23 protein-coding genes are annotated in these 21,266 nt (G+C 72.9%); 9 read left to right on the top strand and 14 right to left on the bottom strand.

The genetic code is table 11. The features are described from left to right. Positions 1-205 precede the first annotated feature (205 nt). Entirely contained in the window at positions 206-2,692 is a 2,487-nt protein-coding gene (locus L2C96_RS18820; protein WP_237337174.1) for a LuxR family transcriptional regulator, read from the top strand. Between the two features lie 83 nt (positions 2,693-2,775). Beyond that, positions 2,776-3,645: a bis(hydroxyethyl) terephthalate hydrolase gene (gene bdeA / locus L2C96_RS18815; RefSeq protein ID WP_020421368.1), complete on the top strand. Its 870-nt coding sequence runs from the start codon at positions 2,776-2,778 to the stop codon at positions 3,643-3,645. A gap of 20 nt (positions 3,646-3,665) precedes the next feature. Here bdeA and L2C96_RS18810 read toward each other — a convergent pair whose 3' ends face one another. Genes L2C96_RS18810 through L2C96_RS18800 form a run of 3 tightly spaced genes read right to left on the bottom strand, consistent with a single transcriptional unit; the run spans position 3,666 to position 5,080 of the window. Then, the gene (locus L2C96_RS18810; RefSeq protein WP_237337173.1) at positions 3,666-3,836 is read right to left on the bottom strand and encodes a hypothetical protein; all 171 of its coding nucleotides are present in this window, start codon (positions 3,834-3,836) and stop codon (positions 3,666-3,668) included. A gap of 28 nt (positions 3,837-3,864) precedes the next feature. After that, on the bottom strand, positions 3,865-4,332 hold the full coding sequence (locus tag L2C96_RS18805; protein WP_237337172.1) for an MOSC domain-containing protein: 468 nt from the start codon (positions 4,330-4,332) through the stop codon (positions 3,865-3,867). A gap of 7 nt (positions 4,333-4,339) precedes the next feature. Further along, positions 4,340-5,080 carry an IclR family transcriptional regulator gene (locus L2C96_RS18800; protein WP_237337171.1) on the bottom strand — a complete coding sequence of 247 codons (741 nt, stop codon included), beginning with the start codon at positions 5,078-5,080 and terminating at the stop codon, positions 4,340-4,342. 106 nt (positions 5,081-5,186) lie between these two features. Between L2C96_RS18800 and L2C96_RS18795 the strand changes: the two genes are divergently transcribed. Continuing rightward, positions 5,187-6,185, top strand: a complete 999-nt coding sequence (locus L2C96_RS18795) for a dihydroxyacetone kinase subunit DhaK (RefSeq protein ID WP_020421364.1) — start codon at positions 5,187-5,189, stop codon at positions 6,183-6,185. A gap of 11 nt (positions 6,186-6,196) precedes the next feature. Beyond that, positions 6,197-6,793 (top strand): dihydroxyacetone kinase subunit DhaL, encoded by a 597-nt coding sequence (gene dhaL / locus L2C96_RS18790; protein ID WP_084506189.1) that lies wholly within the window; start codon positions 6,197-6,199, stop codon positions 6,791-6,793. A 165-nt stretch (positions 6,794-6,958) separates the two neighbouring features. Here the strand turns inward: dhaL and L2C96_RS18785 are convergent, their stop codons facing one another. The 4 genes from L2C96_RS18785 to L2C96_RS18770 form a co-directional block, all read right to left on the bottom strand. Continuing rightward, positions 6,959-7,846: an oxygenase MpaB family protein gene (locus L2C96_RS18785; protein WP_237337170.1), complete on the bottom strand. Its 888-nt coding sequence runs from the start codon at positions 7,844-7,846 to the stop codon at positions 6,959-6,961. 37 nt (positions 7,847-7,883) lie between these two features. Then, positions 7,884-9,362 carry a CoA transferase gene (locus tag L2C96_RS18780; protein ID WP_237337169.1) on the bottom strand — a complete coding sequence of 493 codons (1,479 nt, stop codon included), beginning with the start codon at positions 9,360-9,362 and terminating at the stop codon, positions 7,884-7,886. Further along, positions 9,349-11,118 carry an acyclic terpene utilization AtuA family protein gene (locus L2C96_RS18775; protein WP_237337168.1) on the bottom strand — a complete coding sequence of 590 codons (1,770 nt, stop codon included), beginning with the start codon at positions 11,116-11,118 and terminating at the stop codon, positions 9,349-9,351. Before L2C96_RS18775 ends, L2C96_RS18780 begins: the two co-directional genes overlap by 14 nt. 62 nt (positions 11,119-11,180) lie before the next feature. Further along, entirely contained in the window at positions 11,181-11,801 is a 621-nt protein-coding gene (locus tag L2C96_RS18770; protein WP_237337167.1) for a TetR/AcrR family transcriptional regulator, read from the bottom strand. 76 nt (positions 11,802-11,877) lie between these two features. Here L2C96_RS18770 and L2C96_RS18765 point away from each other — a divergent pair, with 76 nt between their 5' ends. After that, positions 11,878-12,696, top strand: coding sequence for an oxygenase MpaB family protein (locus L2C96_RS18765; protein WP_237337166.1), 819 nt, complete (start codon positions 11,878-11,880; stop codon positions 12,694-12,696). Here L2C96_RS18765 and L2C96_RS18760 read toward each other — a convergent pair. Then, a complete protein-coding gene (locus tag L2C96_RS18760) occupies positions 12,638-13,147 on the bottom strand; it encodes an Lrp/AsnC family transcriptional regulator (RefSeq protein WP_020421357.1) in 510 nt (169 codons plus the stop codon). The genes L2C96_RS18765 and L2C96_RS18760 overlap by 59 nt on opposite strands. A gap of 93 nt (positions 13,148-13,240) precedes the next feature. Between L2C96_RS18760 and L2C96_RS18755 the strand changes: the two genes are divergently transcribed. Further along, entirely contained in the window at positions 13,241-14,074 is an 834-nt protein-coding gene (locus tag L2C96_RS18755; protein WP_237337165.1) for an LLM class flavin-dependent oxidoreductase, read from the top strand. Beyond that, complete coding sequence (locus L2C96_RS18750) at positions 14,074-14,505, top strand: nucleoside deaminase (RefSeq protein WP_372491236.1); 432 nt, start codon at positions 14,074-14,076, stop codon at positions 14,503-14,505. Before L2C96_RS18755 ends, L2C96_RS18750 begins: the two co-directional genes overlap by 1 nt. Here L2C96_RS18750 and L2C96_RS18745 read toward each other — a convergent pair. From L2C96_RS18745 to L2C96_RS18735, 3 genes are all read right to left on the bottom strand, one after another. Beyond that, positions 14,496-15,611, bottom strand: coding sequence for an MAB_1171c family putative transporter (locus tag L2C96_RS18745; protein WP_237337164.1), 1,116 nt, complete (start codon positions 15,609-15,611; stop codon positions 14,496-14,498). The two genes, L2C96_RS18750 and L2C96_RS18745, sit on opposite strands and share 10 nt — an antisense overlap. A 178-nt stretch (positions 15,612-15,789) precedes the next feature. After that, positions 15,790-16,296 carry a hypothetical protein gene (locus L2C96_RS18740; protein WP_237337163.1) on the bottom strand — a complete coding sequence of 169 codons (507 nt, stop codon included), beginning with the start codon at positions 16,294-16,296 and terminating at the stop codon, positions 15,790-15,792. Positions 16,297-16,355: 59 nt separating this feature from the next. After that, positions 16,356-16,802 (bottom strand): hypothetical protein, encoded by a 447-nt coding sequence (locus L2C96_RS18735; RefSeq protein WP_020421352.1) that lies wholly within the window; start codon positions 16,800-16,802, stop codon positions 16,356-16,358. Positions 16,803-17,165: 363 nt separating this feature from the next. On the opposite strand from L2C96_RS18735, the gene L2C96_RS18730 reads away from it, so the two are divergent. Both L2C96_RS18730 and L2C96_RS18725 read left to right on the top strand, forming a co-directional pair. Beyond that, complete coding sequence (locus L2C96_RS18730) at positions 17,166-18,236, top strand: Gfo/Idh/MocA family protein (protein WP_237337204.1); 1,071 nt, start codon at positions 17,166-17,168, stop codon at positions 18,234-18,236. Between the two features lie 49 nt (positions 18,237-18,285). Further along, positions 18,286-19,542, top strand: a complete 1,257-nt coding sequence (locus L2C96_RS18725; protein ID WP_237337162.1) for an ROK family protein — start codon at positions 18,286-18,288, stop codon at positions 19,540-19,542. A 369-nt stretch (positions 19,543-19,911) separates the two neighbouring features. On the opposite strand, the gene L2C96_RS18720 is transcribed toward L2C96_RS18725, so the two are convergent. Genes L2C96_RS18720 through L2C96_RS18710 form a run of 3 tightly spaced genes read right to left on the bottom strand, consistent with a single transcriptional unit; the run spans position 19,912 to position 21,241 of the window. After that, positions 19,912-20,112: a cold-shock protein gene (locus tag L2C96_RS18720; protein WP_020421349.1), complete on the bottom strand. Its 201-nt coding sequence runs from the start codon at positions 20,110-20,112 to the stop codon at positions 19,912-19,914. A gap of 29 nt (positions 20,113-20,141) precedes the next feature. Then, positions 20,142-20,345 (bottom strand): hypothetical protein, encoded by a 204-nt coding sequence (locus L2C96_RS18715; RefSeq protein ID WP_020421348.1) that lies wholly within the window; start codon positions 20,343-20,345, stop codon positions 20,142-20,144. Further along, positions 20,342-21,241: an acyl-CoA desaturase gene (locus L2C96_RS18710; RefSeq protein ID WP_020421347.1), complete on the bottom strand. Its 900-nt coding sequence runs from the start codon at positions 21,239-21,241 to the stop codon at positions 20,342-20,344. The genes L2C96_RS18715 and L2C96_RS18710 overlap by 4 nt, the downstream gene beginning before the upstream one ends. Positions 21,242-21,266 lie beyond the last annotated feature (25 nt).

Genomic DNA, 21,266 nt, shown 5'->3' with positions numbered 1-21,266 from the left:
CTTGCCGTCCCGAGCGGTGGTCGGGCGGGCTGGCGGGGAATTACTGGCCCGGGTTGCCAGACAGCCCGCGGCTGGCCCCCTCAGCCTCGCGGCGCCGGAAAACTTGTCATCCGCGTGCGTGTTCCTGGCTCAAAAAGCGGCGGGCGCGTGAGTTCCCCACAACAGTCCCTTACGGACGGCCGGGGGCGCGGGGCACGATGACGCCATGGGCGCCGTTGACCAGGTGGTTCTGCGTGGTCGCGATCGTGAGCTGACGGTGCTCCGCCGCGCGCTCGGGGACGCCCGGGACGGCCGCGGCGGCGGTCTCGTCGTGCTCGGTGAGCCGGGTTCGGGCCGGACGGCGTTGCTCGCCGCGGCCAGGGCTGAGGCCGCCGGGTTCGGCGTCCGCGAGGCCAGGGGCGTGGCGGCCGAACGCCACCTCGCCCACTGCGGCCTGCTCCAGCTCCTGCCGGAACTGACCGATCTCCCCGCGGAGCCGCTCGCGCTCGGCCGCGCCGTGCACGCGGCCCTGACCGCAGCCGCGCCGTTGTTGTGCCTGGTCGACGACGCCGACCTGCTCGACCCCGAATCACGCGAGGCGCTGGCCTTCGCGGCCCGCCGCCTGTCCGGCGCCGGTGTGCTCGTGGTGTTCACGGCCGGGACGCCGCTCGACGGAGTCCCCGCGGTGTGGCTCGAACCGCTCGGCGCGGAGGACAGCGCCCAGGTGCTCGCCGACCACGGCGTCCCCGAACCCGTCCCGGACCTGCTCGACCTGGCCTCCGGCAACCCGCTCGCCCTCACCGAGCTGGCCGCCGAGGGACGGATCCCGCCGCACAGCCGACTGCGCCGCGCCGTCCGCGAGCGGCTCGCCGCGCTGGATCGCGGCGCCCGCGAGATCGCCCTGATGGCGGCGCTCGACGACTGGCTGGACGTGGACACCCTGGTGCGCGCCACCGAACGGTCCGGAGTGGACCTCCGCGCGCTGGAGGAGGCCCGGACGGCCGGGTTCGTCCGCCTGGACGGCGATCACGTCCTCACCGCCAGCCCGCTGCTGCAGGCATTGATCCGCGAGGAGGCGCCACTGGCCGACCGGCGCGCCACCCACACCCTCCTGCTGTCCGTCCTGGACCCGGACCGGCACCGGCTGCGCTGCACCTGGCACCGCGCCGCGCTCGCCGGGGGCGCGGACCCGCGGCTGGCGGGCGAGCTGCTGGAGTCGGCGTCGGAGTTCTGGCTGGCCGGGCGGCCCCGGCGGGCGCGGGCGCTGCTGCGCCAGGCCCGTCCGCTGGCGCGGGGCACGTCCGTGCGCGGCGTCGCCGACCTGCTGCAGGGCAGCCTGGAAATGCGTGAGGGCATGCCGGCGGTGGCGAGCCAGACGTTGCTCGTCGCGGCGAACCAGCTCGCCGGGGCCCAGCGCGACCACGCCCTCACCGCGCTGATGCTGGCCGGCGAGGCGAGCTGCCTGGCCGGCGACTACGTGCGCTACTACGCGATCGCCGACCGCGCGCAGCAGCTGCGCCGCCCCGACGACTCGCCGCGCACCCGGCTGATCCTGGACCACTTCGCCGGCATGAGCGACGCCTTCCGCGGACGGCACGACCGCGCGGCCGCACCATTGCGCCGGGTCGTCGGGCTCGGCGGGGTGCTGGACGAGCCGGTGGCGAAGATCTGGGCGAGCCAGGCCGCCTACACGCTCGGCGACGCCGCCCGCGCACACGAACTGGCCGTCGGCGCGGTCACCTCGGCGGGCAGCCGCGGCACCACCGCGGTCGTGCCGTGGGCGCTGGTGTACGTGGCGGTGTCGGAGTTGCTGCTGGACCGGCATTCGGCGGCGCTGTCCAGCGCCCTGGAGGGGCTGCGGATGGCACGCACGATCGGCCAGCCGAACTCGGCGGTCGACCACCTGACGATCCTCGCGCTGGAGGCGTCCCTGCGCGGCGACCGGGAGACCGCGCAGGCGCGGCTGGACGCGGCCGGGCACGAGGTCGCCACCCGCGGGCTCGGGCGGCCCGGCGCGCTGAGCACGTGGGCTTCGGCGTGTGTCGATCTCGCGGAGGACCGGCCGGAGGACGCGCTGGACCGGTTCCGCCTGATGGCGGCCGGCACCGGCCGGGTGCACCCGGGGATCCGGGCGATGGCGACGCCGCACTTCGTCGAGGCCGCCGCCCGCTGCGGGCAGACCGTGAAGGCAGCCAAGGCGCTGGCCCCGTACGAGGACTGGGCCCGCAGCACCGGCAGCGACGTCCGGATGGCCCTGTCGCACCGCTGCCGCGCGCTGCTCGGCGAACCGGACGCCGACGAGCACTTCGAGACCGCGATCGAGCTGCACCGCGCCAGCCAGACCGCGCTGGAACTGGCCAAGACCGAGCTGTTCTACGCACACCGGCTGCGCCGCAACCGCAAGGCGCGGGCCGCGCGGGAGCTGCTGCGGGACGCGTTGAAGATCTTCCAGCGCTACGACGCGCCGCGGTGGGCCGAGCGCACGACGGCCGAGCTGCGGGCGGCGGGGGAGTCGGTGCCGGGCTGCGCCAAGCCGGCGGACCTGACGCCGCAGCAACTGCAGATCGCCCGGCTGGTCGCCGAGGGCGCGACCAACCGGGAGATCGCGGCGCAGCTGGTGATCAGCCACCGCACGGTCGACCACCACCTGCGCAACATCTTCGCGCGCCTCGGCATCCGGTCCCGCGTGGAGCTGGCCGCCCGCTTCCGCTGACTGGCGATTTCACCGATGCGCGTGGTTGGCGGCCTTTGCCAGAGTTCCCTGGTTCCCCTCTCACGGAAAGGGAGTTCGAACGCATGGCACGTTCACCAAGACACCTGGCCCGGCTGGTCACGGCGCTGGCCTTGGTCGCGGGCACCGCCACCGCGACCGCCTCCGCCCAGGCCGCCGACAACCCGTACGAGCGCGGGCCCGACCCCACCGAGTCGAGCATCGAGGCCAGCCGTGGCCCGTTCGCCGTCTCGCAGACCACGGTTTCGTCGCTGGCCGTCAGCGGCTTCGGCGGGGGCACCATCTACTACCCGACCGACACCAGCCAGGGCACGTTCGGCGCGGTCGCGATCTCGCCGGGGTACACGGCGGACCAGTCCAGCATCGCCTGGATCGGGCCGCGCCTGGCCTCGCAGGGGTTCGTCGTGTTCACCATCGACACGATCACCCGCTACGACCAGCCGTCCAGCCGGGGTGACCAGCTGCTCGCCGCGCTGGACTACCTCACGCAGCGCAGCACGGTGCGCAGCCGCATCGACAGCAGCCGTCTGGGCGTCGCGGGCCACTCGATGGGTGGTGGCGGCACCCTGGAGGCGGCCGACGAACGGCCCAGCCTGCAGGCGGCCGTCCCGCTCGCGCCGTGGAACCTGCGGAAGAACTTCTCCAGCGTGCAGGTGCCGACGTTCATCATCGGCGGCGAGTCCGACTCGGTCGCGCCGGTCGCCACGCACTCCGAGCCGTTCTACACGTCGCTGCCCAGCTCGCTGGACAAGGCGTACATGGAGCTGAACAACGCGTCGCACTTCTTCCCGAACACGTCCAACACCACGATGGCGAAGTACATGATTTCGTGGTTCAAGCGGTTCATCGACAACGACACGCGTTACGACCAGTTCCTCTGCCCGAACCCGAGCGGCCTGGCGATCGAGGAGTACCGGTCGACCTGCCCGTACTGATTCCGCTGGCGGACGGCGGATCAGGAGTCTTCGCGCTCCTGGTCCGCCGTTTCGCCGCGGTGCTCGTCTTCTTCGTTGCCGCCGCGGGGCCCGAACCCGGGCGCCGGCTCGGGCGCGCCGGGACCGGCATCCGCGGCGGCGATGCGCTCTTCGCCCAGGTACGGGTCGGGTTCGAACGGTGAGGTCGTCATGCCGGCCGGGTACCCGGCGGGGACGCGATCATGCGGGCAGGATGCGGTCGCCTGGCCGGATCGTGCCGCCGGTGACGATGCGGCAGTTGAGCCCGGACCGGTTCGCCAGCGGTGCGAACACCGGCTTGCCGAGCAGGTTCTCCAGGTAGCGGCACGGCACGTTGAGCCGTCCGCCGAACAGCACGGTGCCGCCCACGCGGAAGTGCTTGCCCACCAGGTGGTTCAGCGGCACATCGCGGGTGAGCAGGTTGCGGCGAGTCTCCCCGGGTTCGAGGGTGAGCTCGTGGTCACGGGCGAGGGCGACCAGCGTCTCCTCCTCGATCAAGGTGACCTGCCGGTCCTCGTGCGGGCGCGTCGAGTAGAGGCCGCGGCCGGTGGCGTACCGGTCGCCCTCGATGCCGTGGCCCGCGACGAGGACCGCCTCGTCCAGTTCCACCATCGCGGCCCCGGCGGTCTCGGCGGTGAAGATCCGCAGCAGCTCGCCCGCCCAGGTCATGGCGCCTTCACCCCGCCGGGGGCCAGGACGGCGCGCCCAGCTCGCGGGAGATCGCGCGGGCCGCCTCGCGCACCGCGCCTGGTACGGCGGCTTCGGCCGGCCAGTCCGTCATCGGCACCACCACGCCGATCGCCCCGGCGATGTCCTGCCCGGCATCGAAGATCGGCGCGGCCACGCAGCATTCGCCGATCACCGCCTCCTCCACCTCGGTCGCCAGCGCCTCGCCGCGCACCTGCTCCAGGTGCGCGGCCAGTTCCGCCGGGTCGGTGATGGTGTCCCGGGTCATGCTGCGCAGCGGCTCCGGCGCCAGGCCGGGCGACCACGCCAGCATCGCCTTGCCCAGCGCGCTCGCGTGCGCCGGGATGACGATCCCGACCTCCGGCATCTGGCGGGACCCGTCCGGGCGCGGCTCGTGGTGCACGATCATCACCTCGCCCGGCAGCAGCACCCCGGTCCGCACCGCGCAGCCGGTCGTGCGCGCCAGCTCCGCCGCCCAGGTGAGCGCGCGGGACCGCAGTTCGAGGGTGTCGAGGTAGACGTTGCCCAGCTTGAGCACCGCCGGCCCGAGCCGGTAGCGGGCGGAGTCGCGGTCCTGCAGCACCAGACCGTGGGCCTGCAGGGTCTTGATGATGCCGTGCACTGTGGACGGCGCCAGCCCGAGCCGGGCGGCGATCTCGGACAGGCTCAGCCGCCGTTCCGCCTGCAGCACGCCGAGCACGCGGACCGCCCGGTCGACGGACTGGATCATCGGCGCACCCTCCTGCCAGCCGCACTTTACAACAGTCCCGCGTCGTTCTATGTTCGGAAGACATTCGATAATGTCGAATGACAGTCGACGATGACGGAGGGGTGGCATGGCGGCACGCCAGCTCGTGAACGATCCGGACGACTTCGTGCGGGAGGCCCTCGAGGGGCTCCAACGCGCGCACCCGGACCTCGTCCGCTACCACGAGGACCCGGCGTACGTGGTCCGCGCGCGGCAGGCGGACAAGGTCGCGCTGGTCTCCGGCGGTGGCTCCGGGCACGAGCCGCTGCACACCGGTTTCGTCGGCAGCGGCATGCTGGACGCGGCCGTGCCGGGCGCGGTGTTCGCCAGCCCGACCGCGTTCCAGATCCGCGCCGCCATCGCCGCCGCCGACCGTGGCCGCGGGGTGCTGCTGATCGTCAAGAACTACACCGGTGACGTGCTGAACTTCCGCATCGCCGCCGAGCTGGCCGCCGACGACGGCATCGAGACCCGCACCGTCCTGGTCGACGACGACCTCGCCACCGACGGCCAGGAGGACGGCGCGCCGGGCCGTCGCGGCACGGCGGCGGTCGTCGCGGTGGAGAAGATCTGCGGCGCGGCCGCGGAGAACGGCGCGTCGCTGGACGAGCTGGCCGCGCTGGGGGAGCGGATCGTGTCGTCGGCGCGCACGCTGGCGCTGGCGCTGGAGGCGTGCACGCAGCCGGGACAGGACCGGCCGTCGTTCGACCTGCCCGACGGCGAGATCGAGTTCGGGGTCGGCATCCACGGCGAGCACGGTGTCGGGCGGCGCCCGTTCGCGCCGGTGCGGGAGCTGGTGGGCGATCTGACGAAACCGCTGGTGGCCGCGCTCGGCCTGGACCGGGGCGACGAGGTGATCGCGATCGTCAACGGCCTCGGGGCGACGCACGGTCTGGAGTTGTCGGTGGTGCACCGCGAGCTGGGCGGGTTCCTGGACGGGCTGGGGGTGCGCATCGGGCGCGCGCTGGTGGGCTCGTACGTGACCGCGCTGGACATGCGGGGCTGCTCGATCACGCTGCTGCGCGCCGACGACGAACTGCTGGCCCTGTGGGACGCGCCGGTCCGCACGCCGGCCCTGACGTGGTGAAGGAGACCATTGTGGACACTCGTGCCTGGATCGAGCGGTTCGCCGCCGTCATCGACGAGCGCGGCGCCGAGCTGACGGAGCTGGACCGGCGCGCCGGTGACGGCGACTACGGCACCAACCTCCGGTCCGCGCTGGCGAAGGTGCGGGCGAACCTGACCGCGGACGACCCGCGCACCCCGGGTGAGGTGTTCACCGCGGTGTCGAACGCGTTCCTGCACACGGGCGGCACCAGCGGCCCGCTGTTCGGCATGTGGTTCCGCGAGTTCGCGAAGGGCCTCGGGGACGAGGTGTCGGCGCGGAGCCTGGCGCGCGCCGCGGGCGAAGCGGAAGCGACGGTCCGCCGTCTGGGTGGCGCGGAGGTGGGCCACAAGACGATGGTCGACGCGATGGTGCCGGCGGCGGAGGCACTGGCCGCCGCGGCCGAGCGGGGCGCCGACGTGGAAACCGCGCTGAAGGACGCCGCCGCCGCGGCCGACGCCGGAGCCCGCTCGACGGAGGCCTTGCTGGCGAAGCGCGGCCGGGCGAGCTACGTCGGCGAGCACGCGCGGGGCGTCACGGACCCGGGCGCGCTGACGGTCGCGTGGTTCTTCGAGGCGGCGACCAAGTAGACCCGGGACGGCGCGACCACAGGGGTGCGGCCGCGCCGTCCCGCAACCACCCGCGCAGCGCTCCCCACGCTGAAGGTGAAGCGCCGCGTGCCGCCCGACCGGTTCGCCCACGAGATCGAGGCGCTGCACGGGAGTGGGGGGCAGCTTCCGGAGCCCATATCGGAATCAGCGCGGTCGCCGCCGCAGCAAGGCCGGGTCGATGTCGGCCGGCGGCTCCGGCGCGCCGAGGTCCGATGGCGAGTACCCCTTTGGGTAACCGGGGTAGCTGCGCACCTTCGAGTTCAGCAGCTTCGACTTCCGCCGCGGCGGCAGCAGCCGCACCACCGCTGATCGCGCGTGCAGGCCGGCCCGTGCCGCGCGGCCCACCCACGCCGGGCTCGGGCGGAACCCGAACGCCGCCAGCATCCGGTCGTCGAGCAGGCTCTTGGCGCCCATCGCGACCGCGGGCCGCAGCGGTTTCGGGTACCACGCGCAGAACAGGTCCAATGTGTACCGGCCGATCCGGTTGTTGTCCGCCGAGTACACGAAGTTCGCCTCTTCGTAGGCGTCCTTGAACTTGCGGAAGGAATCGTAGTCGCCGGGGATGTCCTTGATGCCCATGCGGCGGCCGACTTCCCGGAAGTAGAAGTAGGCCGCCTGGCGCTCGTTCTCGTGCAGCGGCCGCCAGCCGAACTCGTCGATCCAGTCGATCGGGTCGTAGACGAACGTCGACAGCACGTACAGCATGTCGTCGTTGCTGATGCGGTACCGGCCGTGCATCCGGTTGACCGTGCTGAGCGCCTCCCGCCCGCGCGGCGAGTCGTACCCGTTCTCGGCCAGCTCCGCCATCAGCAGGGCGGTGTCGTCGTAGCGCTTCTGCGGCCGCTTCTCGAATTCGCCCGTCGCGGCGAGCAACCGCGATATGCTCGGCACGCAGTACGTGCGGAACAGGGCGAACTCCAGCGCCCGCTGGTAGTCCCAGGGGAACTCGAAGCCGATGGAGATGCGGTAGATCTCCTGGTGGTCCCGCTCGGGGTCGCACCGCTCGATCCGGCGCAGCCAGTATCCGGTCATCGCCGGCCTCCTCCTCGTTCGATGTGGACCAGTGGTGCTACCCCAGCCACTCCGCCCGTGACGAACCGCGCGGCACCAGCACCGTCCGGTAGTGGCCCGGCGTCGCGGACATGTGGACCTGGTCGGTGACGCCCTGGTAGTGCCCGAGCGGCGTCTCGGCGGTGAACGTCTCCGGGGCCAGGTACGCGTGCTCCTCCCCGCGGCCCGCGGTCTCCGTCGCGTACGCCTTGTCGAACACGCCCAGGCTCAGGATCCACAGCGCGGCCCGCGTCAGGGACACGTGCACCCGGTAGCTGCCGCCGTCCCGGGCGCGCCGCGTCAGCGCCTCCACGATCCCCGCCGCCAGCAGCCACGACACGATGTAGTCGTTGACCACCAGGATCGGCGGCAGCGCGGGCCGCACCCCGTCGCCCTCCAGGTGCATCATCCCGACCAGGCTGCCCGCGCTCTGGTCGAACCCCACGCGGTCCGCCCACGGGCCCTGTTCCCCGTTCAGCGACGCGGTCGCGTGGATGATGCCGGGCCGCACCGCCGCGGCCTCCTCCGCCGAGAACCCGATCTTGGCCAGGTAGCCCGGCCGCCGGTTGGCGTAGAAGACGTCCGCGTCCCGCAGCAGCGACCGCAACAGCCCAGCGCCTTCTGCTTCGTACGGGCTGACCGTCGCCGACCGCACCCCCACGTTCGCCGTGATGTAGGTGACGTCGTGCTCGAGTTCGTTGGGGCGCCACACGTTCAGCACGTCCGCGCCGTGCAGCGCGAGCGCCCGGCCCACCCCGGCGCCCGCGATGACGTGCCCCATCCCGAGCGCCCGCACCCCGGCCAGCGGGTCCTTCGCCGGGCCGAGCGGTTCCGGCGCGCTGTCGCCGATCTTCGTGACCTCCACCAGCGGCAGGTCCGCCAGCACCTCGCGGTAGTGCGGCTCGGCCATCAGCTCCGCGGGCGTGCGCAGCATCGGCAGCACCGCGCCCGCCGTGACCGCCGCGCTCTCCAGATCCCGGCCCCGCCACTTCGCGATCGCCGCGGCGACCGCCTCGGTGTCGTCGGGCACGCCGAGCAGTTTCTGCGCCGCCAGCTTGATCTTCGGGTACGGGTTGAGCGGCATCACCCACTCGTCGTCCGCCGTGCGGTAGAAGCGGAAACCCAGCGCCTGCGACGGGTTCGCCGGGGCGCTCGCCGGGTGACCGTTGAGCAGCTCCCACTTCCGGTCGTAGAACGGGCACAACCGGTGCGGCGCCACCCGCAGGTCGACGGCGATGTCCTGCCCGTCGCCGCCGCGCGACCGCCACAGCTTCGCGATCGCGGCGGACTTCGCGGCCAGTGCGATCGCCGCCGACCCGCCCAGCCGCAGCGTGCTCGGCACCACCGGGTCCGCCCCGCGGAACGTGATCGCGCCGCCGGTGTCGGCCGGGCTCATCCCGATCCCGGCCAGCACCTCGGTCAGCTCGGCGTGCGGGTCGAACTCGTCGCTCGTGGCCGGCTCGGCCACGGCGGCGGTGATGCGGTCAGTGAGCGACATCGTCGAGCAGCTCCTCGGGGATCGGGACGTGCTTGGCGCGCAGGTACTCGCCGACGGCCTTGCCGACCTGGTCGGCACGCAGGTTCGCCGACCCGCCGGTGCCGAGCAGGCCGCGCAGGACGAAGTGGACGGCCAGCAGGTGCGGGAACTCGTGCCGGACGATGTCCAGTTCCGCCGCCTCCGGCAGCAGCTTCCGCAGCGCCGCCGTGGACAGCGCCTGCCGCAGCCACGGCCACGCGCGCTCGTCGGGTACCCACACCCCGACGTTGCTGTTGCCGCCCTTGTCGCCGCTGCGGGCGTAGGCGACCGCGCCCAGCGGCGCCTTCCGGACCCGGTCCGGCAGCGGCCGCTCGGCGGGTTCGGGATGCACCGGCTGCGGCTGGACCGGCGCGGACGGCGGCGTGCCGACCGGCAGCGTGCGGCCGTCGTCGAGGACGACGCGGTGCGCCACCTCCGACATCGGCAGCAGCGCGGGCCAGTAGTCGATGCGGGGCCTGCTGCGGCCGGTCAGCCCGGCGCCGCCGTCGTGGTAGAAGCCCGGGATGCTCTGCAGGTACAGCGATCCCAGCCGCGCGGGCAGGTTCAGCTTCGCCAGCGGCTCCGGGGTCGCGGCGACGGCCATCACCCGCAACGCGACCGTCGCGTCCCACTGCGTCTCGGGGTCGGTGGCCGCGGTGCCCAGGCGCGTGATGTCCAGCTCGACGCCCTCGGGCAGGTCCCGCGTGATCTGCGCGCGCAGCAGCGCGACCTTCGCGTCCACGTCCGGCGCGGTGACGTAGACGGTGTTGACGAGCGTGTGGCCGATCGCGGCGAACACCGCGACCTTCGTCGTCGGCGGGGGCGGGGAGCCGGTGGCGCCGCTGACCGCGACCCGGTCCGGCCCGGCCGCGGTCAGCCGCACGGTGTCCAGGTGCACCGTGACGTCCGGGTTGAGGTAACGCGGGCCCTGGATCTCGTAGACCAGTTGCGCCGTCACGGTGTCGACGGTGACCGCGCCGCCGTGCCCGGCGTGCTTGGTGATCACGCTGCTGCCGTCCGCGGCGACCTCGGCGATCGGGAAACCCGGCACCAGCATGTCCGGGATGCGGGTGAAGCCGGAGAAGTTGCCGCCCACGGCCTGTGAACCGCACTCGATGACGTGGCCGGCGGTGACCGCGCCGGCGAGCGCGTCCCAGTCGTCGACCGCCCAGCCGTGCCACCACGCGGCAGGCCCGGTGACCAGGGAGGCGTCCGCGACGCGACCGCACACCACGATGTCCGCGCCCTCGGCGAGCGCGGCCGCGATGCCCCAGCCGCCCAGGTAGGCGTTCGCGGCCAGCGGCTCGTGCCCCCAGGACGCCAGCGGCTCGCCGGTGTCCAGGTTCTCCAGCCGGTGCCCGGCGTCGGCGTACTCGCCCAGCCGGGACAGCACGTTGTCGCCTTCGACGTGCGCGATCCGCAGCGACACACCCTCGTCGGCGGCGACCTTGCGCAGCTTCTCCGCGAGCGCGGCGGGGTGGAAGCCGCCCGCGTTGGTCACGACCTTCACGCCGCGCCGCGCGATCGCGGCCAGGTGCGGGCGGATCTGGTCGACGAAGTACTCGACGTAACCGCGCTCGGGGTCGCGCCGGTAACCGGTCGCGAGGGCGGCCAGGGTGACCTCGGCGAGGTAGTCGCCGATCAGGACATCGACCGGGTCACCGCTCATCGCCTCGTCGATCGCCGTGAAGCGGTCCCCGAGATAGCCGGAGAAGTTCGCGATCCGGACGGCGGTCATCGGCGGCACCTCCAGTGGTCCGGTCCCGACGATAGCTCATTAGCGATCGTTAGGTAACGGCCTCAGGCGATCTTCGACACGGCGAGGAAGACCTCGGTGCAGTGCTCCACCAGGTCCTCTTCGGACAGTTCGAGGTTGCCGTCCAGCCACGAGGTCAGTGCTTGGGACAGCCCGCCGACCAGCATTTCGGCGAGCAGGTCCAGTCGCGCCGTGGAAGGCATTCCGTAGAACTCGCGGGCCTGCAGGCCGAGCAGCCCGGCGAACCACCGCGCGGACGCGGCGCGCCGCTCGGCCAGCACGGTGTTGTTCAGGCTGGGGGAGAAGAGCAGGAAGCCCTTGCGTGGATCCTCGGCGATCGTGCGGACCAGGCGGCTCAGCCCGGCGTGGGTCTTGGCGCGCGCGTCGCCGGGCGCGGACTGGACGGCCTGCAGGGTCGTGGCCGCGATGCCCTCGACCACGGAGTCGTACACCGCGACCGCGAGCGCGTCGCGGTCGGCGAAGTTCTCGTAGAAGTACCGCGCGGCCAGCCCCGCCTCGCGGCACACGCCCCGCACGGTCAGGTTCCGGTCGCCGTCGCGTGCACCGAGGAGTTCCAGGCCGGCCTCGACGAGCTGGGCGCGGCGCTCGGCCTGCCGGTCCTCGCCCGCGATGCCGCCGTAGGTGCGCAGCGATGTCGATTCCACACCCCCATCTTGACAGGTGCGCGCCGGCCGCGCTGCAATATCTGCGAACATGCGTGAGCAGAATTGGAGACCGACGATGGCCCAGGCTGCCGCCACCCGCCTCGACGACGCGATGATCGGGGCCGGCCTGCTGGCCGGGGCCGCGAACGTGATCATGCAGCTCGCGCACCCCGCCGTCGGCTACGGCGTGTACGAGAGCCGCGTGGACAGCGGGAACCTGTTCAAGCACCCGATCAAGCGGAGCCGGACCACGGTCACCTACCTGGCCGTGGCCGCGCTGGGCACCGACGAGGAGCGCAAGGCCTACCGCAAGGCCGTGAACGCCTCGCACGCGCGGGTCCGCTCGACCCCGTCCAGCCCGGTGTCCTACAACGCCTTCGACCCGAAGCTGCAACTGTGGGTCGCCGCGTGCCTGTACCGCGGGTTCGAGGACGTCTACGAGGCGTTCATCGGGCCGCTGACGCCCGAGCAGACCGAGGAGATCTACCGGAACTCCGCGCGGCTGGGCACCGCGCTGCAGGTCAAGGAGGACATGTGGCCCGCCGACCGGCGGGCCTTCGAGAAGTACTGGAAGGAGGCGCTGGCCGAAATCTCGATCGACGACACCGTGCGGCAGCACCTGCTCGACATCGCCGACCTGAAGTTCCTGCCCGGCTTCGTCAGCCGCACGCTGGGACCGGTCAACCGGTTCGTCACCACCGGGTTCCTGCCCAGCCGGTTCCGCGAGGAGATGAAGCTCGACTGGACGCCACGCGACCAGCGCCGGTTCGAGCGGGTGCTCACGGCGGTCGGACTGGGGGTGCGGCTGTCCCCGAAGCTCCTGCGGAAGTTCCCGTTCAACGCCTACCTCTGGGACCTGCGCCGCCGCCTGCGTTCGGGACGACCGCTGGTCTGACTGCCGGCGGTCCGGCGGGACCGCGCGCGGGCAGCGTCCGCCGGTACACCACGCTCGTCGTCGTGCTCCCGAACTGCGCCAGCTGGTCCGCGACCTCCTCCAGGTGCTCCATCGAGGCCGCCGCGACCTTCAGCGTGTAGCAGTCGTCGCCGGTGGTGCGCAGGCACTCCAGGATCTCGCAGCGCTCGGCGAGCAGCCGGTGCAGCGGCTCGTGCCTGCTGCCCGGGTACTTCAGCCGCACCACGGCGAGCACCGGGTACCCGACCTTGCCGAGGTCGACCTCCGCGCGGTAGCCGGTGATCACGCCCGACGCTTCGAGCCGCTTGACCCGTTCGGTCGTCGCGGAGGCGCTGAGGTTGACCCGGCGGGCCAGCTCGGTCAGCGGCACCCGGCCGTCCCGCTGCAGCTCGGTGAGGATCGCCCAGTCGGTCGCGTCGAGAGTCTCGGTCATACGCCGAAAATACCGGGAGATCCACGGTGGACGGCCGGGAAGACCGCAAGGAATCGGTGTGCGTGCCGGTGATCGCTGCCTAACCTGGATGCCGTGCGAATCGGTGTGAATGTTCCGAACTTCGGCCCCGGCACGGATCCGGGCGTGCTGCGCGACTGGGGCCGGACGGTGGAGGGGCTGGGTTACGACCTGCTGATGGTGTCCGACCACGTGGCGATCACGACGGACGTGGCGGAGCAGTACCCGGCGCCGTTCTACGAGCCGTTCACGACCTTGTCCTGGCTGGCCGGTGTGACCGAGCGGATCCGGCTCGGCACCACGGTGCTCGTCCTGCCCTACCGGCACCCGCTGCTGACCGCGCGCATGGCGGCGAACCTGAACGCCCTCAGCGGCGGGCGGCTGGTGCTCGGCGTCGGGGTCGGCTGGGCGCGCCAGGAGTTCGCGGCGCTGGGCGTGCCGTTCGAGCGGCGCGGCGCGCTGACCGACGAGTACCTCGACGCGCTGCGCGAGGCGTGGGCCGATCCCGGTTACCGCACCGCGCAGATCCCGTTGTGGATCGGCGGGAACAGCCCGGCGGCGATGCGGCGGGCGGTGCGGCGGGGCGAGCCGTGGCACCCGCTGCGGTTCGCGCCCGAGTGGTTCCGGTCGGCGACCGGGAAGCTGAAGGCCATGGCCGACGAAGCGGAACGGCCGGTGCCCGCTCTGGTGCCGCGGATCGCGCTGCGCCTGACCGGCCAGTCGATCACCGGGGAGCGGCTGGCCGGTGAGGGCACCATCGAGCAGATCGTGGCCGACCTCGAAGAGTTGCGGGTGCTGGGCGCGGAGACCGTGGTGCTCGACCCGTTCAGTGGTGACCCGGCGGAAACGTTGCGGCCGCAGGCCGCGTGGCAGGCGCTGGCGACTGTCCGCGCCCATCTGGAGGGCTGATGTCCGACGACGAGAAGTATTTGCGGCGGGCGATCGAGCTGGCGGGGGAGGCCCGGGCGTCGGGCAACCCGCCGTTCGGGTCGCTGCTGGTCGGTCCCGACGGGCGGATCCTCGCCGAGGACCGCAACACGACGATCACCGACCGGGACATCTCCGCCCACCCCGAGCAGAAATTGGCCCGCTGGGCGGCGCGTGAGCTGGACCCGGAGACGGCGGCCGGCACCACGATGTACACCAGTTGCCAGCCGTGCGGGATGTGCGCGGGCGCGCTGGCGCGGTCCGGGCTGGGGCGCGTGGTGTTCGCGTTGTCCGGTGAGCAGCTGGAGAGCCTGAAGGAGCCGACCGCGCCCGTCGTGGCGAAGCCGGTGCCGCAGGAGGGCCCGTTCCTGTTCGAGGAGGCGCGCGTGCCGGTGGAGGGCTACTACCGCTGAGTGAGCTCGGCGTCCGGCCGGAAGGACCGGACCAGAGCGGAGTCCTGGTGCTCGGCGAGGGTGAGCGCGAAGCCGACCTCGTCGGCCCACTCGTCGCCCGAGCAGTCCTCGCCCGGCGGGGGCGCCGTGCGCGGGTGCGCGCCGCGTCGTTTGGCAGCTTCGGCCAGCGGGAGCCAGCAGGCCGTGGCGAGGGCTTCGGAGCCGGCGTGCGCGCGGGCCGCCGCGAGCGTGGCCGGGGCGACGTAGTCGCGCAGGACCAGGACCGCGTCGCGGATCTCGATGACCCGGCGGTACAGCCGCAGGTCGCTGGCCCAGCGGCCGTTCTCCGGCAGGTGGACCTGCGGCACCGCCGCGACCAGCCGCCGCCACAACGGTTCCAGCCTGCGCAGGGTGCGGCGGTCGTGCACGGACCGGTGCAGCCGCAGCAGTTGCGGCAGGGCCGTGCCCAGCGCCATCACCCACGCGGTGACCGCGACGTTGAGCGGGAACGTCGCGGCCACCCACGGTGAACGCGTGACCAGGTAGGCGGGCGCGACCAGGCCCCAGAAGACGGTCGAGGACGCGAAGCCGGTGGCGAGCACGTACAGGCCGGCACGCAGGGGACGGGTCGTGGCGCGGCGGCCGTAGCGGGCGCACAGGACCGCGGCGGGGCCGGTGCCCAGCACGTGCGCGAGGCAGAGCAGCAGCCAGAACAGGTCGAACCACGGCGCGTCCGCCTGGGTGACGCAGGCCGCCGCGGTGGCGCCGGTGTTGAGCAGCAGCAAGGCGGCGCTCACCAGCGCGGCGGCGCCGTAGACCAGCAGCGGGCGGCGGCGGGAGGCGGCGGCGAGGACGAAGTCGAGGATGAGCGCGGAGCTGACCACACCCCAGACGTTGACCACGATGCCGCACGTGTCGCCGAGCCGGAGCGCGCGGTTGACCAGGCCGGTGACCGGATCGAGGGCGACCGTGATCGAGGTGGCGAGGCTGGCGATCGCGATGAGCATGCGCCGCCGCGGAGGCGAGCGCCGGGCGGCCGGGGCGCGGATCAGCAGCGCCACCCAGAGGAGCGTGGTGCCCGCGACGAGGAGGTCGGTGCTCGCGCTCTGCAGGACGGCCGGGTTCACGGATGGCCTCCACGGCGTGGCGCGGGGCAGTGGCGCGGATCCGGTGCGGTGCTGGGACCGGCGCGGTTGCTGGTAGCGCGACCTGCCGCGGCGCCAGACACGCTTGCCGGAACCGTCGGGCGCCGGGCGATTCCGCGCAGCACACCGCCTGCGCCCACCGGCCTCGGCCGCGCGCCGGTCACTCCCACGTCCCGCGCAGGCCGAGCGCCGTTTCGAACTCGCGGAGTGCTCCGGTCGTCGTCCAGGTCGCGCGGGCCTGCGCGGCGGTCCGGATGAGGCTCGCGACCAGCTCGGCCTCCTGTTCCTCCTCCGTGGTGTACCCGGTGCGGGTCAGCAGCCGCTCGATCAGGTCCGGCGACAGGTCCGGCAGCACCCGCGCCAACGGGTGCGCCCCGCCGCCGGTGCCGCTGTGGTCGCACAGCAGGTGGCCGATCTCGTGCAGCACGATGTGGTCGCGGTGCACCCGGCTCGTCTTCTCCTCGACGTAGATCACGTCCGCCGTCGCCAGCCGGATCCACGCCCCGCACGCCGACCCGCCGGACCCGGGCGGCAGCGTGCGCACGTGGATCGGGCGGCCGCGCCGCGCCGCGAGGGCGTCCACCAGCGCGGGCACCGAAAACGGCTGGGGCAGCGGCAGGTCGGCCACCAGGGCCTGGCACCGTCGCAGGTCGCGTCGCGTCACCATCGCGCTGCCGTCACCTCCGCTCGCGCGTCGTCCGCGAGCCGGCGCGGCGCCTGCCCGGTCTACGCGCCCGGCTCGTCCTCCGGCTGCTCGGCAGGCGGCCCGAGCCGCTCGATCTTGCGGGCCTCGGTGACCATGGCCAGCAGCGCGTCCAGGGTATCGTCGGACAGCCCGTCCGCGCGCAGCGCGATGGACCGGACCTTGTGGTTGCGCAGCGCCTGCGCCAGCTCGAGCTGGGCGTCGACGCGGGAGGTCACCGCGTCGTCCAGGAAGTACTCCGCGGGCACGCCGAAGAACGCGGCGAGCGTGCCCAGCGTGTCCTGCGTCAGGTTGCGCTTGCGGCCGCTGGCCAGCTCCCACAGGTAGGTGCTCGACAGCGTCGCCCCCGTGCGCTCGCGGATCTGCGCCGCGAGCTTCGCGTACCCGGGCCTGCCCTCGGGGTAGAGGGTGGTGATCAGGTGCGTGATCTTGGCGGCGAGTGAGCCGCCCTCCTGCCCGCCCTGGTCCATGGAGTTCCTCGTGCTCGAAGGGATCGTCCGCCTTGGCGGACGGCCGGTGGTCGGCAGCCATTCTGAGTCAGCCAGGAGCCGTTGACAAACCGAGGTGTCCAGCCCCTATTCTGGCCCACGTCATCCGCTGAAGCGGATGCGCGGCCGGCGGGGCCTGGGGGCTCGCCGGCCTTCTTCGTGTCCGGATCCGTTCACCCTGCACGCCCCGCCGGGAAGCGGCTATGATGGTGGAGGCGTCGTTCTCCCAGTGACCCCCAGGCTGGTCGAGGACGACGCCCCTTTTTGCGGCTTGACTTTTGTTCACGGTATGCATTAGATGATTTCAGTAGTGCAGAAGACCTGTCGACAGGGGGAGAAGTGAGCATGCCGTTGCGGGCCGGGATCATCGGCGCCGGGTTCATCGGAGCCGTGCACGCCCGTGCGGTGCACACGCTGGGGCAGGACCTGGCCGCGGTGGCGGCGTCCACGCCCGCCCGCTCCCGCGAAGCCGCGGCGGAGCTGGGCGCGCGAACCGCCGTCGACAGCGCCGAGGAGCTGGCGGCCGCCCCGGACATCGACGTCGTCCACATCTGCACCCCGAACGCCCTGCACGCGCCGCTGACCCGCATCGCGCTCGACGCGGGCAAGCACGTCGTGCTGGAGAAGCCGGTCGGCACCAGCAGCGCCGAGGTCGCCGACCTCGTGCGGCGGTGGCGGGACACCGACCGGGTGGTCGCCGTCCCGTTCGCCTACCGCTTCTACCCGGTGGTGCGCGAGGTGCGGGACCGCGTGCGCGGCGGGCCGGTCCGGCTGATCCACGGCGTCTACCTGCAGGACTGGCTCTCCCGCGACAGCGACACGAACTGGCGCGTGCAGTCCGGGCTCGGCGGGCCGTCGCGCGCGTTCGGCGACATCGGGGTGCACTGGTGCGATCTGGCGGAGTTCGTCACTGGCCAGCGGATCGCGCGGGTGCACGCGGTGCTGCCGCGGGTCGTGCCGGTGCGGGCGGGCGTCGAGGTCGACACCGAGGACGCGGCGCTGCTGCAGTTCGAGACCGAGCAGGGCGTGTTCGGGTCGGCGGTGATCAGCCAGATCTCGCCGGGGCGGCGCAACCAGCTGCAGCTGCGGATCGACACGCCGGACACCGAGTACGCGTTCGACCAGCAGGATCCGGAGGTCCTGTGGATGGGCGGGCGCGAGGAGACGCGGATCCTGCACCGCGGCGACCCCGCCCTCGGCGCCGACGCGACCTCCCGCAACCTCGTCCCGGCCGGCCACCCGCAGGGCTACCTGGACTCCTTCACCGGCTTCATCGCCGACGCCTACGCCGCGATGCGCGGCGAAAAGCCCGACGGCCTCCCGACGCTGGCCGACGGCGCCCGCGCGACGGCCATCACCGAGGCGGTCCTGAACTCCGCCGCCCGCCGCGACTGGGTGGAGGTCACGCCCGGCTGAGCGCCGGGCCTGGTACGAATTTCCGGGTAGTGCGAGCGAAGGGACCCCCGTGACCGCAACCATCCCGTCCGACCAGCTCGACGATCTGGTCCTGGTGCTCGACCTGGTGCGCTCCGGCGCCGCGCGGACCCGGCCGGAGCTGGGCAGGCGGTCGGGCCTCGGGCGGACCGTCATCAGCCAGCGCGTCGGCCACCTGATGCGCGCCGGGCTGCTGGAGGACGGCGAGCTGGGGCCCTCCAGCGGCGGGCGCGCGCCGCGGGAGCTGCGGTTCCGCTCCGGCGCCGGGGTGATCCTCACCGCCGAGCTGGGCGCGACCAGCATCAGCGCCGGGCTTACCGACCTCGCCGGGAACCTGCTCGCGCAGCGCACCGAGGCCTCCGACGTCGCCCGCGGGCCGGAACCCGTGCTCGCCCAGGTCGGCGCCCTCTTCGACGACCTGCTGGCCGGCCGGCCGGACGCCCAGGTGTGGGGTGTGGGCATCGGGCTGCCCGGGCCGGTCGAGTTCGCCACCGGGCGGCCCAGCGCCCCGCCGATCATGCCGGGCTGGGACGGCTACCCGGTGCGCGACCACTTCGCCCGGCGGCACAACGCGCCGGTGTGGGTGGACAACGAGGTGAACGCGATGACGCTCGGCGAGTTCCGGGCGGGCGCGGCGGCCGGGGCGCGGGACTACCTCTACGTCAAGATCGGCACCGGGATCGGCGCCGGGCTCATCTCCGGCGGCCACCTGCACCGGGGCAGCCAGGGGTGCGCCGGCGACATCGGGCACACGGCGGCGCGAGCCGACACCTCGGTCGTGTGCCGGTGCGGCAACGTCGGCTGCCTGGAAGCGCTTGCCGGCGGCGCCGCGCTGGCCAGGGACGGCGAGGCCGCGGCGAAGGATGGCGGCAGCCCCATCCTGGCCGAGCGTCTCGCGGAGAACGGCGTGGTCACGGCGGAAGACGTGGCGTGGGCGGCGCAGAACGGCGACCGCGCGGCGCTGGAGCTGATCCAGCGCGCGGGACGGCTGATCGGCGACCAGCTGGCGATGCTGGTGAGCTTCTTCAACCCGTCGCTGCTGCTGATCGGCGGTGGCGTGGCCGGCGCGGGCGACCACCTGCTCGCCACGATCCGCGAGGTGATCTACGGACGGTCCCTGCCACTGGCGACGCGGGACCTGCGCATCGTGCGCTCGTCGCTGGGCGACCAGGCCGGGGTGGTGGGCGCCGCGTTCATGGTGCTGGACGAGCTGTTCACGCGCGACCGCCTGGCGAGGTGGATCGACGCCGGCACACCGGCCGGGCTGCCGGACCTGACGGCCGCCTGACGGTAGGGGCGGTGAGCCCGCTGGAGGCGGGCTGCTGAGCCGGGCGGTGGGGTGGGCCGTGCGGCGGGCGGTGCTGCGCAAGCAGCGTGCCGGAGACTGGTGCGCCTGCCGAGCCGCGCGGCGTGGGATGCGGCAACGGGTGGCCAGTTTGCGCGGGCGAGTGGATGGGCTGCGGCGCGCTGGTGGCTGCATCCGCCGGGGCGGGTTGCGGGTGTGGCAGCAGGTGGCTCCCCTCGCGGCGCGCGGGTGGGTACGCCTGCCTGGCCGCGCGCGGGGTTGCCAGGCGGCGCTGGTTCGTTCTGAGTGCCCGCGAACGGCAACGGGCCGGTCCCCCGTGGGGAACCGGCCCGTTGAACAGTCGCGCGAGGGTCAGACGATGCTGACGCGGCTCGCCTGCGGGCCCTTGGCGCCCTGCGTGATCTCGAAGGTCACCTGCTGGTTCTCTTCAAGGCTGCGGAAGCCGTTGCCGTCGATCTCCGAGTAGTGGACGAAGACGTCCGGTCCGCTCTCCTGCGCGATGAAGCCGAAGCCCTTTTCGGCGTTGAACCATTTGACGGTGCCCTGTGCCATGTGTTTCTCCTTGATATTTTCTCTAACAATCAGAGCGCGGAGGCCGCGCTCTTCGTGGTGAGCCCGAGCATGTCGAGCAGCTCGCGGCAGTCGTGGACGTCCAACGCGTGGTCGGCGACCGTGCGCGCCGCGCGGTGGTTGGCGATCGCCTCGTCCTGCGCCATCCGGGCCCGTGCCTCGGCGATCGGGCCGGTCTCGGGTTGCTGTTCGGAAGCGTGGCGAGCCCAGGTCATGACGATCCCTTCGACGGTGCGGACGACTTCACGGCCAGCCGGGCCAGCCGTTGCTCGGTGGGCCAGCGCACCTGCCAGGCCCAGCCGAGACGTTCGAACGCCCAGATCACCCGGGCGGACACGTCGATCTGCCCGCGGCGCACGCCGTGGCGGGCGCAGGTCGGGTCGGCGTGGTGGGAGTTGTGCCACGACTCGCCCATCGACAGGATCGCCAGCGGCCAGAAGTTGGCCGAGCGGTCGCGACTGGCGAACGGGCGGTCGCCGATCATGTGGCAGATCGAGTTCACCGACCAGGTCACGTGGTGCTGGAACGAAACCCGCGCCAGACCCGCCCACAGGAACCCGGTGAGCGCGCCCTGCCAGGACATCGTGGCCAGCCCGCCGATCAGCGCCGGCAGCAGCACGGACAGCGAAACCCAGAGCGGGAACAACCGGTCAACCGCGCGGATGTCGGGGTCCGCGGCCAGATCCGGCGCGAAACGGTCCACATTGGTCCGGTCGCGGCCGAACAGCCAGCCCATGTGGGCGTGCCAGAAACCCTTGGCCAGTGCGGCAGGCGAGGTGCCGAACAGCCACGGCGAGTGCGGATCGCCTGCGCGGTCGGAGAACGCGTGGTGGCGGCGGTGGTCGGCGACCCAGCCGATCACCGGTCCCTGCGCGGCCATGCTCCCCGCGATCGCCAGCGCGATCCGGAGTGGACGGTTCGCGCGGAACGCACCGTGCGTGAAGTAGCGGTGGTAGCCGATCGTGATGCCCAAAGTGGACACCGTGTAGAAAGCGGCGGCGACGGCGAGGTCGAGCCAGCTCAGTCCCCAGCCCCAGAACACGGGAACGGCCGCGATCAGCGCGACGAAGGGGATGATCAGGAACGCCCGGATGACCACCATCTCGGTCATCGACGCTTGTTCCGACAGCAACGGC

It is taken from the genome of Amycolatopsis tucumanensis (genome assembly GCF_021654135.1).
In the GTDB taxonomy this organism is placed as follows: domain Bacteria; phylum Actinomycetota; class Actinomycetes; order Mycobacteriales; family Pseudonocardiaceae; genus Amycolatopsis_E; species Amycolatopsis_E tucumanensis.
Note: the sequence above shows the minus strand (reverse complement) of the source record. Positions and strands in the feature narration are given on the sequence as shown.